The organism is Gemmiger formicilis, assembly GCF_900167555.1.
In the GTDB taxonomy this organism is placed as follows: Bacteria; Bacillota; Clostridia; order Oscillospirales; family Ruminococcaceae; genus Gemmiger; species Gemmiger formicilis.
The window spans coordinates 284225-300048 of the sequence record NZ_FUYF01000001.1 but is presented as its reverse complement, the minus strand read 5'-3'; the positions used below and the strand labels follow the sequence as shown (position 1 = coordinate 300048).

Below are 15824 nucleotides of genomic sequence, written 5' to 3'. Positions count from 1 at the left end.
AAATGGCTTCACGGCCTTGTTGGTTGTCTGCGCCGTGGCCGAAGCGATTGCTTCTGGCATGGCCAGGGCGGCAGTGTAATGTGTCTTGGGACGTTTCCCTTAACTCTGGTTATACTATACACTGCATTTATGTCCGCCCTGTCACGCCAATTTGAAAAATATGTTAAATCTCGGTTCCCTCAAATCACTTCTGGATGCGCTTATCGCACTTGATGGCCAGCTTTGTGCCGACGGTCTGCAAAATCTGTACCAGCACGACCAGCAGCGCCGTGGCAAAGAACTCCAGCACCACGTTAAAGCGGTAGTAACCGTAGTTGATGGCGATCTTGCCAAGGCCGCCGCCGCCGATGATGCCGGCCATTGCGCCGTAACCCATGATGGTCGTGGCGGCAATCGTCACGTTGGCAACCAGGCTCGGCATGCTCTCGGGCACCATGACCTTGGTGATGATCTGCAGCGGCGTTGCGCCCATGCTCTGGGCGGCCTCAATGACACCCGCGTCCACTTCGCGCATACTGGTCTCGACCAGACGCGACACAAACGGGAACGATGCGATGACCAGCGGCACAATGGACGCCACCGTACCGATGGACGTGCCCACGATGGCGCGGGACAGCGGAATGACAATGATCATCAAAATCAAAAACGGCACGCTGCGCAGCAGATTCACCAGGCCGTTCAGCAGCGCCATGAGCCAGCGGGGCAGGGGACGCACGCCGCCCTGTTCGCCCGTGACCAGGCAGACGCCCAGCGGCAGACCGATGACCAGCGCCAGCAGCGTTGCGACGACAGTGGACCAGACGGTCTCCCATGTTTCAAACGGAATGGTGGGCAAAATCTGCAAGAACGTCTGCCATTCCTTGCCTGCAAAAAGCTCTGCCATCAGCCGTTCACCTCCTCAAAAGTAATGCCGGGATAGTTCCTGATGTACTCCAGTGCCGCGGCGGCCTTGTCGTCGTCGGGCAGCGCCAGCAGCATGCTGCCCAGCGTCTGGCCGTTCACAATGCGGGTGTCCGCCGCCATGATCGAGACGAGCGCACCGCACTCAATGGCAAGGCTTGCCACCAGCGGCTTGTCCGTGGTCTGGGTGCCGCCGAAGGCCACACGCACCAGCTTGTGGCCGGGCAGGACCTCGGCCTGGGGCGCACCGGCGGGGTAGACGAGCCGCCGCGCCGCCTTGGACGTAGGATGGCTGAAGATAGCCTGCACCTCGCCCTCCTCGACGACAGTGCCGTTATCGAGAATGGCCACACGGTTGCAGACCTCCTCCACAACGCTCATCTGGTGGGTGATGATGACGACTGTGATGCCCAGCTCACGGTTGATTTTTTGAATGAGCTGCAAAATGGCGTGGGTCGTGTTCGGGTCCAGGGCGCTCGTCGCCTCGTCGCAGAGCAGCACCTTCGGGTCCGTTGCCAGGGCACGGGCAATCGCAATGCGCTGCTTCTGGCCGCCGGACAGCTGCGCCGGGTAGGCATCGGCCTTATCGGGCAGACCGACCAGCTCCAGCAGTTCACGGGCGCGGGCCTCGGCCTTGTCTCCGGGGGCCTTCGCCAGCTCCATCGGGAACATGATATTGCGCAGACAGGTGCGCTGCATCAGCAGGTTGAACTGCTGAAAAATCATGGTGATCTCACGCCGGGCGGCGCGCAGGTCGGCGGCGCGCAGGTCCTGCATCTGCTTGCCGTTGACGATGACATTTCCCTCGTCCGGGCGCTCCAGCATATTGATGCAGCGTACCAGTGTTGATTTTCCGGCGCCCGACATACCGATGATGCCGTAGACGTCGCCGTCCCGGATCGTCAGGTTGATGTCGTTCAGCGCGACGACCGTGCCGCCCTGCGTGGCAAAGCGCTTGGTCAGGTGTTGCAGTTCGATCATGGGTGATTCTCCCTCATTTACAAAGATAGCGAATGAGCGCAAAAACTCATTCGCTATAATTTTACGCTTTATTCTGACAGGTTGCAAGTTTTTTCTTTGCGTTCTGCCAGCGGGCGCATATGGAATGCGCCCCTACAATTTCGTTGCCTGCCGTACCGTAGGGGCGGATTCCATATCCGCCCGTGCCCGTTTACGGCGGTGCGAGGCTTTATCTTAGAAAATCGGCACAACCGCACCGTCGTAGGTGCTGTTGATGTAATCCTTGACCTTGTCGCCGGTCAGGGCAGCGTACAGCGCCTGAATGGCGGGGTCGTTCTCGCGGCCTTCCTTCACAACCAGTACGTTGGCGTAGGTCTGGGCAGCCTCGGAGGAAGCATCCTCGGTAGCAAGAGCGTCCTTGCCGACGGAGAAGCCGGCCTCCATTGCGTAGTTGCCGTTGATGACGGCGAAGTCAACATCCTGCACGGTGCGGGGCAGCTGAGCAGCTTCGATCTCCTTGATCTGCAGGTTGTGGGGGTTGTCGGTGATGTCGTTGACCGTAGCGGTCAGGCCGGCGCCGTCACGGACGGTGATCAGGCCCTGGGCGGCCAGCAGCTGCAGAGCGCGGGCCTCGTTGGTGGTGTCGTTGGGCACGGCGATGGTCGCGCCGTCCGCAATGTTTGCCAGATCATCGCTCTTGCCCGGATAGATGCCGAACGGCTCATAGTGGACCGCGCCGACGCTGACCAGATGGGTGCCGTTCTCCTCGTTGAAGCTGTCGAGGTAGGGGGTGTGCTGGAAGTAGTTGGCGTCAACCTCGCCGTTCTCGGTGACGAGGTTGGGCTGGACGTAGTCGCTGAACTCAACAACCTCGAGGTCGATGCCCTGCTCGGCCAGAATCTCCTTGGCCACGTTCAGGATCTCGGCATGGGGCGTGGGGGAGGCAGCGACCTTCAGGGTCGTACCGGCCAGTTCGCTGGTCTCGGCGGTGGACTCGGCAGCCTCGGAGGAAGCTGCGGTGCTCTCGGTGGAGGCAGCCTCAGAGGATGCGGCGACGGAATCAGTAGAAGCGGAGGAGCCGCAGGCGGCCAGCGACAGGGCCAGAGAAGCGGCGAGCGTTGCAGAAATCAGTTTTTTCATGGTAAATTCTCCTTTATATATCGTCAGGTGTGTTGGTTTTGAACGGTCAGCTTCCCTCAAAGCGTCACATTCGCACACCGGGCTGCTTGTAAACGGAACCTCTTTCCATAGTCACAAACTTCCTTTCCAAACAAAAGCGGGATGTCGGCTTTCCGGCATCCCGCTGCAAGTTTTCATTACGCGCTGTAATTTGCGCACAAGAAAGCTGGCACAGGACGCTTACGCATCATGCACATGCACATCATCATACCAAAGCAGACTGCATTCATGGTTCTGTACCCCTTTCTTGAATCTTTGGTCGGCGTTGTTTGCCTTCCATGGCTCACAGTATACGCCTGTGAACCGATTCTGTCAACACTTGTTTGCATAAAATTGCACATTTCGGCATTTTGCATATATCCTACTATTTTAATAGGTTGACAACTTGCAAAATTCCTAGAATTATGCTATGATTAGTGTTACTAATTCCGATAAAGGGAGCTTTACCATGAAATTTTCGACCCGTGACCGTTATGCCCTGCGCCTGATGGTGGAACTGGCCAACCGCCCCAACGACCTGATCCCGCTGAAGGACATCAGTGATAAGCAGCGCATCAGCTTAAAATATCTGGAGCAGATCGTCACCCCGCTGGCGAAGGCCGGGCTGGTATCCAGCGTGCGCGGTGCGCAGGGCGGCTACCGGCTTGCGCGCCCGGCAGGGGAGATCACCTCCGGCGAGATCCTGCGCGCCGTCGAGGGCGAGCTGACGGCCATCCCGTGTTTGGCGTCGTCGGTGGACTGCCCCCACCGCAGCCAGTGCCACACGCTGGACTTCTGGTCCGGGCTGAATGACCTGATCAATAAATATGTGGATGGCATCACGCTGGAGCAGCTGCGGACGATGCCCGAGGTGCCGGAGGAACAGGAAAGCTGTGAGTAACCGGGAACGGGCAGAGCCCCTCCGGTCTTCGCTTTGCTCGACCACCTCCCCGCGCTGCGAGGAGGCTTTCCCGCGGGCTTCGCCCGCGCAAAAAGGCGCCCCACGCAGTGGGGAGCTGGCCGAGCTTGTGAGGCCTGAGGGGCTCTACCCGTTTTCCATCACTTTCCACCAACAAAAAGGAGCCTACCATGCCCGAATACAAAGAACTCCTTTCCCGTGCCCGCAAGCTCCGTCACGATATGACTAAAGAGGAACGCCACCTCTGGTACGACTTCCTTCGCGGCTATTCTCCTCGATTCAGCCGTCAAAAGCTCGTCGCACCGTATATTCTGGACTTTTATTGCTGTGCCGCTGGATTAGCTGTTGAATTGGACGGCGGCCAGCACTATGAGGATGCGGGCAAGGCCTACGACGAACGCCGCACCGCCTATTTGCAGCAGCAGGGGATACAGGTGCTGCGATTTTCCAATTTAGATATAATACGGAATTTTGATGGGGTGTGCAGGCAGCTCGATATTGAGGTAAAAAAACGACTTGCCGAGAAGTCAAGGCAGCCGTAAACAGGCAGAGCCCCTCCGGTCTTCGCTTCGCTTGACCACCTCCCCGCGCTGCGAGGAGGCTTTCCCGCGGGCTTCGCCCGCGCAAAAAGGCGCCCCACGCAGTGGGGTGACTCCCCGCTGCGCGGGGAGATGTCGCGGAGCGACAGAGGGGTCTGGGTCCGAAGGACTGGCCGAGCTTGCGAGGCCTGAGGGGCTTTTGCCTTTTCCCGTTACCACCAACAAAAAATCCCGCCTGTACAACACGTTACAGGCGGGAAATTTTTATCGCACTATCTCAATTACAGATTAAAATACCGCTTCGCATTATAATAGCTGATGCCCTCGACGATCTTCTTCAGAGACTTCTCGTCGTTGGGGTACTGGCCGTTCTCGACCCAGTTGCCGATGAGGTTGCACATCAGGCGGCGGAACAGCTCGTGGCGGGTGTAGCTCAGGAAGCTGCGGCTGTCGGTCAGCATACCGATGAAGTTGCCCAGCAGGCCCAGACGCGCCAGCGTCTTCATCTGCTGGTACATGCCGTCGTCGGTGTCGCAGAACCACCAGGCGGAGCCCAGCTGGATCTTGCCGGGGATCTCGTCATCCTGGAACGCACCCAGAATGGTGCCCAGCATGTCGAAGTCGGCGGGGTTCAAGCTGTACAGGATGACCTTCGGGCAGGCGTCCTCTTTGGTCAGTGCGCTCAGCAGGCTGCTGATGGTAGCGCTGCAATCGGTCACGGCGATCATATCAAAGCCGGTGTCGGGGCCGAGCTTACGGTACATCTTGTCGTTGACATTGCGCAGGCAGCTGTAGTGCATCTGCATGACAACGTTGTGCTTCTTGTACAGGGCACCCAGCTTCAGCAGCAGGTAGGTGGTGTACTCGTCGCCTTCCTCCTTGGTCAGGGTCTCACCGGCCATGGCCTTCTTGAAGGCAGCAGTTGCCTTCTCAGCGTTCGTCTCAGCGAAGGGGATGTAGTCCAGACCGTGGTCAGAAGCGCGGCAGCCCATCTCGACGAAGAACTCCAGGCGTTCTTCCAGCGCACTGACAACGCAATTTGCGCAGGCAAACTTGCGGCCCACAACTTCCTCCAGCTTATGGATGTAATCGGCGAAGCCCTCCTTGCGGATGTTCAGGGCCTTGTCGGGGCGGAAGGACGGGGCGACGACGACCTTGATGGTCGGGTCTTCCTTGATCTTCTTGTGCCACTCGAGGGAGTCGATGGGGTCGTCGGTGGTGCCGACCATGGCAACGTTGCTCTGCTCAATCAGGCCGCGGACGGTCAGCTTCGGGTCATGCTGCAGCTTGTCGTTGCAGAGGTTCCAGACCTCCTCGGCGGTCTCGCCGTTCAGCACGCCCTCATAGCCGAAGTACTTCTTCAGCTCGAGGTGGCACCAGGTATACATCGGGTTGCCGATGGCCATCTCCAGGCTCTCGGCAAACTTCTGAAAGCGCTCACGATCCGGCTTGTCACCGGTGATGTACTCCTCGGGCACGCCGTTGGAGCGCATCACGCGCCACTTGTAGTGGTCGCCGAAATAGTAGTCGCTGCCGTCGGCCAGCACCTGATGGCCGCCCAGCCAGACCTGCGCGATGTTCTCAAAGCGGCGGTTCTCATAAATTTCCTGCGGGGGAATGTGGCAGTGGTAATCCACGATGGGCAGCTTGGCCGAATAGTCGTGGTACAGATGCTGCGCGGTAGGGGTCTCCAGCAAAAAGTCCTTGTCCATAAATGCTTTCATGTACAGACGCTCCTTAATGATGTTATAAATGATAGTCGGGGGAATGCCGCCCCGGGCCCTGATAGCACATACCTTGCGCTGTAAAGATGACCCAAAACAGCATGCTCTGCTATTATTATACATAACTATTTTACCTTGCACAAGTTGCAAAAATTGCTTGTTAATCGAAATTATAGCCAAAAAGTGCGGTTCTTTGTTGTGCAAGATGCGGAATCCCAAAATTGGCCTCAAAACTGCGCAAAATATGTGCGCTGTTTACGGAATGAATCTTGACGAAACGGCCTAAAGAAAATATAATGCAGGTAACAGAACGTGCTGCAGCCCCCCGCTGCGCACCAGATTTGTTCATGTTAAGGAGAAGCATATATGGATACCTTGAATTATGAAGTTCTTGCAAAATCCGGCTACAACGGCTATATTTTGAAAAACGCCCCGGAGAAGGTCCTGCAGTTCGGCGAGGGCAACTTCCTGCGCGCGTTCGTGGATTACTGGTTCGATCTGGCCAACGAGAAGGCCGACTGGAACGGCAAGTGCGTTCTGGTCCAGCCCATCGCCCCCGGCCTGGCCAAGATGATCAACGAGCAGGAGGGTCTGTACACCCTGTATCTGCGCGGCAGTGAAAACGGCCGTAAGGTCGATGACAAGCGCGTTATCTCCAGCGTCTCCCGCTGCCTGAACCCGTATGAGGAGGAGGGCTTTAAGCAGATGATGGACGTCGCCGCCAGCGACGATCTTGAGATCATCGTTTCCAACACCACCGAGGCAGGCATCGTCTACGACCCCGCCTGCAAGCTGGAGGACGTGCCCGCATCCAGCTTCCCCGGCAAGCTGACCCAGGTGCTGTACCACCGCTACAAGGCAGGCAAGAAGGGCATCATCATGCTGGCCTGCGAGCTGATCGACAACAACGGCAAGGAGCTGCTCAAGTGCGTCAACCAGTACATTGACCAGTGGGGCCTGGACGACGGCTTCAGGAAGTACGTCAATGAGGACTGCACCTTCTGCGGTTCTCTGGTTGACCGCATCGTTCCGGGCCGCATCCGTGACCCGAAGGAGGTCGCCGAGCTTGAGCAGAAGCACGGCTACGCTGACCCCCTGCTGGACGTCGGCGAGGTCTTTGGCGTCTGGGTCATCGAGGGTGACACCAAGCTGAACGACGTGCTGCCCTTCCGCAAGGCCGGTCTCGAGAGCCGCGTCTTTGTGACCCCCGACATGAGCCCGTACAAGAAGCGCAAGGTCCGCATCCTGAACGGCGCGCACACCGGCTTTGTGCTGGGCGCTTATCTGGCCGGTTTTGACATCGTCCGTGACTGCATGCACGACGCCACCGTTCTGGGCTACATGAACAAGATGCTGCTGGACGAGGTCGTGCCCATCCTGCCGCTGGATCAGGATGATTGCAAGAAGTTCGCCGCTGCTGTGCAGGACCGCTTCAACAACCCGTTCGTCAACCATGAGCTGATGAGCATCTCTCTGAACTCCACCTCCAAGTGGCGTGCCCGCAACATGCCGTCCTTCCTCGAGTACGTCGGGAAGAACGGCAAGCTGCCCACCTGCCTGACCATGAGCTTCGCCGCCTACATTGCCTTCTACAGCAATGATGTGCAGGAGCTGACCGACAAGGGTCTGGTCTGCAAGCGCGCCAAGGGCAACGAGTACACCGTCTCCGATGACCGCTGGGTCCTTGAATTCTACAACGAGCACAAGAACGACGATGTCCCGACGCTGGTCCATGCCGTCATGACCAACGAGCAGATGTGGGGCCAGGACCTGACCAAGGTTCCCGGCTTCGAGGAGGCCACCGTCAAGAATCTGACCAACATCCGCGAGAACGGCGCACTGGCCGCGTATGCTTCCTGCCTGTAAGCGTCCAAAGGCTTCTCCATCGGGAGAAGCTGTCGGCGCAGCCGACTGATGAGGGCCGAGTCTGCCGATATTGACCGTTTACGGTCTGCCCCCGCACACCCGCCCCTCATCCGGCCTTACGGCCACCTTCCCCCAAGGGGGAAGGCTTAAAACGTACCCCATTGGGGCCGGAGGTTGCCCTCCGGCCCCACTTTTATCAGAAGCTAAGGAGACATCTTATGCCTATCGCCATTAAGATCAACCCCAAGGACAACGTCGTCGTCGCCCTGCATTCCATCGCCAAAGGCACGGCAGTCCCCGTCGATAACACCACCGTCACCGCCATTGAGGACATCCCCCAGGGCCACAAGATGGCCATTGCGCCTATCAAAAGCGGCGAAAACGTCATCAAATACGGCTTTCCCATCGGCCACGCCACGGCGGACGCCGTGCCCGGCACCTGGATGCACACCCACAACATCCACACGAATCTCTCCGGTGAGATCGAGTACAGCTATCACCCCAATGTGCACCCGCTGACCCCCGCCGCGCCTGACACCTTCATGGGCTACCGCCGCAAGGATGGCCGCGCTGCCATCCGCAACGAGATCTGGATCATCCCGACTGTCGGCTGCGTCAACGACTGCGCCAAGGCGCTCGTGCGCGACAATCAGGACCTTGTGACCGGCAGCATCGACGGACTATATACCTTCACCCATCCGTTCGGCTGCTCCCAGACCGGCCATGACCACGCACAGACCCGCAAGCTGCTGGCATCTCTGGTGCGTCACCCCAACGCGGGCGCGGTTCTGGTGCTGAGCCTGGGCTGCGAAAACCTGACCCATGAGCAGTTCCTGGCCGAGCTGGGCGACTACGACCATGACCGCGTCAAGTTCCTGACCTGCCAGGACGTTGAGGACGAACTGGTCGCGGGACGCGAGATCCTGAAAGAGCTGGCCGCCTACGCCGCGCAGTTTAAGCGTGAGCCGATCCCTGCCAGCGAGCTGGTCGTCGGCATGAAGTGCGGCGGCTCGGACGGTTTGTCCGGCATCACCGCCAACCCGACGATTGGCCGCTTCAGTGATATGCTGTGCGCCCGCGGCGGCTCCACCGTGCTGACCGAGGTGCCCGAGATGTTCGGTGCCGAGGGCTTCCTGATGGACCGCTGCCAGAACGAGCAGGTCTTTGAGAAGGCCGTCAGGATGATCAACGGCTTCAAAGAGTACTTCATCAGCCACAATGAGGTCGTCTACGACAACCCGAGCCCGGGCAACAAGCAGGGCGGCATCACGACGTTGGAGGACAAGTCCTGCGGCTGCGTGCAGAAGGGCGGCTCCGCGCCGATCATGGATGTCATCGACTACGGCGAGCCCGTCACCACCAAGGGCCTGAACATGCTGTACGGCCCCGGCAACGACCTGGTCTCCGCCACGGCGCTGACTGCTGCGGGCGCGCACATGGTGCTGTTCAGCACGGGCCGCGGCACACCGTTTGGTGCCCCCGCGCCGACGCTGAAAATTGCCACCAACAGCCAGCTGGCCGCCAGAAAAAAGACCTGGATCGACTTCAACGCTGGTGTCGTCGCGGACGGCGAGCGCACGCTGGACGAGGCCGGTGCCGACCTGTACCAGCTTGTGCTGGATGTTGCCTCCGGCAAGCAGACCTGCGCCGAGAAGAAGGGCTTCCGCGAGATCTCGATCTTTAAGGATGGCGTTGTATTGTAAGCCTGTTTGTGGTATAATTAAACACGAAAAATCCACTACGCTGTAGGGGCCGGGCATGCCCGGCCCGCAACTTACCCGCAATCGGGTGCTTTCCACAAAGTTGCGGGTCGCACATGTGCGGCCCCTACGTGCATACAAAGGAGAGCCTTATCATGTCTACTCTGACTACCGGCACCTATGAAAAATACGGTGCTTCCTACAAGACCCTGACCCTGACCGACGGCGAGTACGCCTTCACCGTCACACCCGAGAAGGGCGGCATGGCCACATCCTTCACCAAAAACGGCGACGAATACCTGTGGCTGCGCGACAAAAACTTCGAGTCCACGGATCGCCCGCGCTGCGGCATCCCCATCCTGTTCCCGAACTGCGGCAAACCGGACGACGGCGTGCACCACTTCAACGGCGCGGCCTATCCCATCGAGGTCCACGGCCTGGCCGACCTCGTGCCGTGGCAGGTCAAGAGCGCGGACGACACCGCCATTGAGCTGACCCTGACCCCCAACGGTCTGACAAAGTTCGTCTACCCGTTCGATTTTTCCCTGACCATGCGCTACACCCTGACCGGCAGCACCGCCACGCTGGCCCTGACCGTCGTCAACACCGGCGACAAGGCCCTGCCGTTCAGCGTCGGCTTCCACCCGTACTTCGCCGCCAGCAAGCTGGACAACGTCGCGTTTGACATCGACGCCGCCACCTGCAGCGAAAGCGCCAAGGGCGAGCAGCCCGCCGCGCCCGAGACCATCACCCTGACCCGCAAGGAGGGGAGTGCCGACTCCATCCGCCTGATGACCGGCGTCAAGAGCCCGATGCGCTTCACCGACTCCGGCAACGGCCACAAGGTCACGGTCAGCTTTGACGAGAGCGTTTTCACCAACGGCGTGCTCTGGCAGCAGGACGCCGAGAGCTTCGTCTGCATGGAGCCCTGGAACGGCTGGGCCAACTCCGTCAACGAGGCAGGCCATCACATCGAACTGAACCCCGGCGAGAGCAAGGAGTTCAAGTGGAGCGTGACCATCGGGTAAAGCCCCCTTGCGGGTCGTTTTGTAGGGAGGGGTCTTGACCCCTCCGCGGCGGCCTGAGGGCAGGCCGCCCTACGTCTTACCCGTAAGCTGCTTCCCCCTGCGGGGCGTCGGGGACGCCGCCCCCTACAGGGCGGCAGAGGTGTAGGGGCCGCATATATGCGGCCCGGGAGATTCCCGCAAGCGTCCGTTTACCATACACTGCCGGGCCGGGCATGCCCGGCCCCTACCGTGCAACAAAAAAAGGACATCCGCCCTTTCACAAGCGGATGTCCTTTTTATTGTTTGAAAGTTTCTTTGTTTACTTTCTTCTCGAAGAAAGTAAATCAGCCGGGCTGCTTGCCGATGTAGGCGAGGATGCCGCCGTCAACGTAGAGGATCAGGCCGTTGACGAAGTCGGAAGCCTCGGAAGCCAGGAACACGGCGGGGCCGCCCAGATCCTCGGCTTTGCCCCAGCGCTCGGCAGGGGTCTTGGCGACGATGAACTGGTCGAACGGATGACGGCTGCCATCGGGCTGGATCTCACGCAGGGGTGCGGTCTGCGGGGTGGCGATGTAGCCGGGTCCAATGCCGTTGCACTGAATGTTGTACTTGCCGTACTCGGAGGCGATGTTCTTGGTCAGCATCTTCAGACCGCCCTTGGCAGCAGCATAGGCGGAGACAGTCTCGCGGCCCAGCTCGCTCATCATGGAGCAGATGTTGATGATCTTGCCGCCGCCCTGCTCGATCATATCGGGAATGACAGCCTTGGCGACGATGAAGGGGGCGTTCAGGTCAACGTCGATGACCTGACGGAACTGGGCAGCGGTCATCTCGATCATCGGGATGCGCTTGATGATACCGGCGTTGTTGACCAGCACATTGATGTGGCCGACCTCGGCGGTGATCTTCTTGACCATCTCATTGACGGCGTCCTCATTGGTGACGTCGCAGACATAGCCGTGGGCTTCAATGCCGGCTTCCTTGTAGGCGGCCAGACCCTTGTCCACCAGCTCCTGCTTGATGTCGTTAAAGACGATCTTGGCGCCGCAGTTGGCCATAGCGGTGGCAATAGCAAAGCCGATGCCATAGGAAGCGCCGGTGACGAGGGCGACCTTACCGGTCAGGTCGAAGGATTTCGGGGTGCAAACAGACATGATGCAAAACCTCCTAAGTTTGTAACAGTCATATATTCCGGCGCCCATCACTGGGGCGCGAGAATTAAAGTAAATAGTTGCGCATATCTTGCGCAAGCCGGCGCAAAATATGTGCGTTTCTTGCGGTCAGCGCAAATCAGTCGTGGCGATATTATCCATATCATCGAACTCCATGTTCTCGCCGCCCATGGCCCAGATAAAGGTGTAATTCGATGTACCTACGCCGCTGTGGATGCTCCAGGACGGGCTGATGACCGCGTCATAGTTGTGCATGACAATATGGCGGGTCTCGGTGGGCTCACCGCACATGTGGAAAACGACCTGGCCCTCGGGGACCTCAAAGTAGGTGTAGATCTCCATGCGGCGCTCGTGGGTGTGGCTGGGCATGGTGTTCCAGTTGCTGCCGGGCTCCAGAGCGGTCATACCCATGGACAGCTGGCAGGTCTTGAGCACGCTGGGATGGATGAACTGGTTGATCGTGCGCTTGTTGCAGGTCTCGACGCTGCCCAGCGGGCGCTTGGCGGCCTGCTCGATGGTGATGAGCTTGTTCTCATAGCTGCAATGGGCCGGGGCAGAGACCATGTAGAACTTGGCCGGATGCTCCGGGTCGTCGCTCTTGAAGGTGACCTTCTGGTTGCCCTTGGTCAGGTACAGGCAGTCCTTGTAGTTCAGGTGATACTCCTTGCCATCCGCCGTGACCGTGCCGGCACCGTCACCAATATTGAAGATGCCGATCTCGCGGCGCTCCAGGAAGTAGTGGGTGCCGAAGTTGGCCCATACATCAATGCCCTTGTCGATGGAGACCTCCTCGTGCACAGGCATGCAGCCCAGCGTGACCATGCGATCCACGTGGCTGTAGACGGCGACCATCTCATCTGCCTTGTACAGGCCGGTGATGAGCATTTCGTTGCGGGTCTCCTCGGTGGTGTAGCGCTTGAAATCACGCTGGTTGCAGGAATAACGGATATCCATACGGGAAATTGCCTCCTCATAAAGGTGATTGTTAAAAAGCAAACATATTTTGCTATCTTTACATCTATTATACAGCATTCTGCGCCCACAACATAGTGGTAGAATTGTACAATTCTCGATTATAATTCTTGTATAATTTACCGATGAATATTTTTCACTTTACAAATTAGCAAATTTCAACTATACTCATGTCAGTGTCTTGGCCGCAACGGTGCGGCCCGGCCCGATCCGGCAAGCCCGGGTCGGGCCCGACTATTGTCAAACAGAGAGGGAACAGCCCATGCTTACACTGGATAAAATCTACCATGCTAAGTTCGTCTTGAAGCAGGTTGCCCGCAAGACCGACCTGATCGCCGCCACACGCCTGTGCCCCGGCACCGATCTGTACCTGAAAACCGAAAATTTGCAGGTTACAGGCAGCTTCAAGGTCCGCGGCGCATACTACAAAATCAGCCAGCTGTCCGCGGAGGAACGTGCGAAGGGCGTCATTGCCTGCTCGGCGGGCAACCATGCGCAGGGCGTGGCGCTGGCCGCGACCCGCATGGGCATCAAAAGCGTTGTCTGTATGCCGGACGGTGCCCCTATTATGAAGGTAGAGAGCACAAAGCGCCTCGGTGCCGAGGTCGAGCTGGTCAAGGGCACCTACGACGACGCACATGACCGCGCCGTGGAGCTGCAGGAGCAGACCGGCATGACCTTCATTCATCCTTATGATGACGAGCTGGTCATCGCAGGGCAGGGAACGATTGGTCTCGAGATCCTCGACCAGCTGCCCGATGTGGACGCGGTCATCGTGCCTATCGGCGGCGGCGGTCTGATCTCCGGCGTGGCGTTCGCCATCAAGAGCCTGCGCCCCGAGGTAAAGATCTACGGCGTGCAGGCCGCGGGTGCGCCCAGCATGGAGCACGCCTTCCACGACCACAAATATGAAACGCTGGACAGCGCCGTGACCTTTGCCGACGGCATTGCGGTCAAGACGCCCGGCGAGACGACGTTCGACATGGTCAGCCAGTACGTGGACGAGATCGTTACGGTCAGCGAGGACGAGATCGCCGCGGCCATTCTGGCGCTGATGGAGAACCAGAAGCTCGTCGCCGAGGGCGCAGGTGCCACGCCGGTGGCCGCCGCACTGTTCGGCAAGCTGCCGCTGGCGGGCAAGAAAACGGTCTGCCTGATTTCCGGCGGCAACATCGACGTGAACATTCTGTCCCGCGTCATCACCCGCGGTCTTGTTATGAGCGGGCGCAAGACGAACCTGATGATCGCGCTGGAGGACAAGCCCGGCCAGCTGAGCCTGGTCAGCGACATTGTCTCCGCCTGCGGTGCGAACGTCGTCAGCGTCCACCATGACCGCAGCGATGCGAACATGGCCATCACAAGCTGCTTCCTGAAGCTCGGCCTCGAAACGCGAGATGCCGCGCAGATCGAGACCATTAAGCAAAAGCTGACGGAAGCAGGGTTTAAGCTGGTGACGGAGCGCGCCTGATTCTCATGCTATGTAGGGGCGAACATTGTTCGCCCCTACAGGGTGGAGAAATTTTATACCTTGACGCCCGCCGCCAGCAGCTCTACAAACTGCTTGGCTACGCGCGGGCTGCGGCCACCGGCGCGCAGGGCAAAGGCGGCACCCTTGATAAAAAGCTGGTCGCTGGGCATCTGGACATTGTACTGCTTCGCCAGCTCCAGCAGGATGCGGTCATAGCGGTCCTTATCAGGCTGCTGGAACGTCACCGTCAGGCCGAACCGGGCCGACAGGCTCATAAGCTCCTGCCGGGTGTCCATCGCGTGCAGGTCGTCGCCGCTGCGGTCCGCCATCGTCTCCTTGACGAGGTGGCGGCGGTTGCTTGTGGCGTAGACCGCCACATTATGGCTGCGCCCGCCGACGCCGCCCTCCAGGATCGCCTTCAGCGCCGCAAAGTTGTCATCGTTGGAGGCAAAGCTCAAGTCATCAATAAAGAGGATGAATTTCAGCGGGTTCTTTGCCAGCTCGTCCATCAGGGCGGGGATCTGGTAGAGCTGGTTCTTCTTCACCTCGATCAAGCGTAGGCCGTCGGGCGCAAACTCGTTGGCAATTGCCTTGACCGTGCTGGACTTGCCCGTGCCTGCATCACCGTAGAGCAGCACGTTATTGGCCGGGCGGCCCTCCAGCAGGGCGCGGGTGTTGGCAATGACCTTCTCGCGCTCCTGCTCGTAGCCGGGCAGCTCGCTCAGACGCTGCGGGTCGGGGTAGCGCACCGGCACCAGATGCCCGTCCTCCAGCGCAAAGACATGGTGGCGGGCAAACATGCCGTAGCCCTTCTGGCCCATGGCCGCACGGCGCGCCTCATAGGCCGCGTGGTAGTCGGCGTCGGGCGTTGTCTCCCACCGCGGCAGGAACACTGCCGCGCCGGGGAACACCTCGTCCAGCGGCGCACGGCCAAGCGTCTGCAAAAAGTCCAGCTCGCTGTTCAGCGCAGTCTCCAGCACGGGCCCGGCATCCTGCCCGGCTGCCACACGCAGGCAGAGATTTTCCTCCTCGAGCACGGCATCCAGCAGGGCCTCGGTCCAGTTGGTGCCGCGGGCAAACAGCGCCGCCTCAAACGCGGCGACAGCGCCCGTCAGGGCGTCCTCATCCGCCGCCAGCGCCGCGTGCAGAGAGCGCAGCGGCTCCGCCGCCAGCAGGCCGCGGAACACCACAAGCCCATCCAAATGGGCCAGCCATTCATTACGAAGCATATTCATATTCCTTTCCCAAGAGATACACTCTTTACCACCAGTATAAACGCCGTGGCAAAAAGTTGCAAGATTTGTTGCGGAATTTTCAAACAAGTCTTGACAAATCTGCAAAAGTACGGTATAGTTTATCACACATTCAGACAATGCGTGGATGGGAAGTTAGTAACGGTCCCGCACCCTGCAGAGAGCTGCCGGTTGGTGCAAGGCAGC

The 15824-nt window shown here is 59.3% G+C and carries 13 protein-coding genes and 1 other annotated feature (1 of these 14 cut by a window edge); of the genes, 6 read left to right on the top strand and 7 right to left on the bottom strand.

Annotated elements, in window-relative coordinates; all coding sequences use genetic code 11:
* Positions 1–184: 184 nt before the first annotated feature.
* The 3 genes from B5D32_RS01385 to B5D32_RS01375 form a co-directional block, all read right to left on the bottom strand.
* Positions 185–883, bottom strand: coding sequence for a methionine ABC transporter permease (locus B5D32_RS01385; protein ID WP_078783287.1), 699 nt, complete (start codon positions 881–883; stop codon positions 185–187).
* Positions 883–1881, bottom strand: coding sequence for a methionine ABC transporter ATP-binding protein (locus B5D32_RS01380; RefSeq protein WP_078783286.1), 999 nt, complete (start codon positions 1879–1881; stop codon positions 883–885). Before B5D32_RS01380 ends, B5D32_RS01385 begins: the two co-directional genes overlap by 1 nt.
* A 213-nt stretch (positions 1882–2094) precedes the next feature.
* Positions 2095–3000, bottom strand: a complete 906-nt coding sequence (locus B5D32_RS01375) for a MetQ/NlpA family ABC transporter substrate-binding protein (protein ID WP_078783285.1) — start codon at positions 2998–3000, stop codon at positions 2095–2097.
* 487 nt (positions 3001–3487) lie between these two features.
* Here B5D32_RS01375 and B5D32_RS01370 point away from each other — a divergent pair, with 487 nt between their 5' ends.
* Both B5D32_RS01370 and B5D32_RS01365 read left to right on the top strand, forming a co-directional pair.
* A complete protein-coding gene (locus tag B5D32_RS01370) occupies positions 3488–3919 on the top strand; it encodes an RrF2 family transcriptional regulator (protein WP_078783284.1) in 432 nt (143 codons plus the stop codon).
* Positions 3920–4107: 188 nt separating this feature from the next.
* The gene (locus B5D32_RS01365) at positions 4108–4479 is read left to right on the top strand and encodes an endonuclease domain-containing protein (protein ID WP_078783283.1); all 372 of its coding nucleotides are present in this window, start codon (positions 4108–4110) and stop codon (positions 4477–4479) included.
* Positions 4480–4757: 278 nt separating this feature from the next.
* Here the strand turns inward: B5D32_RS01365 and uxaC are convergent, their stop codons facing one another.
* Positions 4758–6200, bottom strand: a complete 1443-nt coding sequence (gene uxaC, locus B5D32_RS01360) for a glucuronate isomerase (protein WP_078783282.1) — start codon at positions 6198–6200, stop codon at positions 4758–4760.
* A gap of 366 nt (positions 6201–6566) precedes the next feature.
* On the opposite strand from uxaC, the gene B5D32_RS01355 reads away from it, so the two are divergent.
* The 3 genes from B5D32_RS01355 to B5D32_RS01345 all read left to right on the top strand — a co-directional run bounded on the left by B5D32_RS01355 (position 6567) and on the right by B5D32_RS01345 (position 10794).
* Positions 6567–8066: a tagaturonate reductase gene (locus B5D32_RS01355; RefSeq protein WP_078783281.1), complete on the top strand. Its 1500-nt coding sequence runs from the start codon at positions 6567–6569 to the stop codon at positions 8064–8066.
* Between the two features lie 218 nt (positions 8067–8284).
* Entirely contained in the window at positions 8285–9769 is a 1485-nt protein-coding gene (locus tag B5D32_RS01350) for a UxaA family hydrolase (RefSeq protein WP_078783280.1), read from the top strand.
* Positions 9770–9921: 152 nt separating this feature from the next.
* Entirely contained in the window at positions 9922–10794 is an 873-nt protein-coding gene (locus B5D32_RS01345) for an aldose epimerase family protein (protein WP_078783279.1), read from the top strand.
* Between the two features lie 323 nt (positions 10795–11117).
* Here B5D32_RS01345 and B5D32_RS01340 read toward each other — a convergent pair whose 3' ends face one another.
* Complete coding sequence (locus tag B5D32_RS01340; protein WP_078783278.1) at positions 11118–11927, bottom strand: gluconate 5-dehydrogenase; 810 nt, start codon at positions 11925–11927, stop codon at positions 11118–11120.
* A gap of 126 nt (positions 11928–12053) precedes the next feature.
* Positions 12054–12899, bottom strand: coding sequence for a 5-dehydro-4-deoxy-D-glucuronate isomerase (gene kduI, locus B5D32_RS01335; RefSeq protein WP_078783277.1), 846 nt, complete (start codon positions 12897–12899; stop codon positions 12054–12056).
* 280 nt (positions 12900–13179) lie between these two features.
* Here kduI and ilvA point away from each other — a divergent pair, with 280 nt between their 5' ends.
* On the top strand, positions 13180–14385 hold the full coding sequence (ilvA, locus tag B5D32_RS01330; RefSeq protein WP_078783276.1) for a threonine ammonia-lyase: 1206 nt from the start codon (positions 13180–13182) through the stop codon (positions 14383–14385).
* Positions 14386–14438: 53 nt separating this feature from the next.
* Here the strand turns inward: ilvA and B5D32_RS01325 are convergent, their stop codons facing one another.
* The gene (locus tag B5D32_RS01325) at positions 14439–15614 is read right to left on the bottom strand and encodes an ATP-binding protein (protein ID WP_078783275.1); all 1176 of its coding nucleotides are present in this window, start codon (positions 15612–15614) and stop codon (positions 14439–14441) included.
* A gap of 139 nt (positions 15615–15753) precedes the next feature.
* Positions 15754–15824: a binding site (T-box leader), on the top strand (it continues 166 nt past the right edge of the window).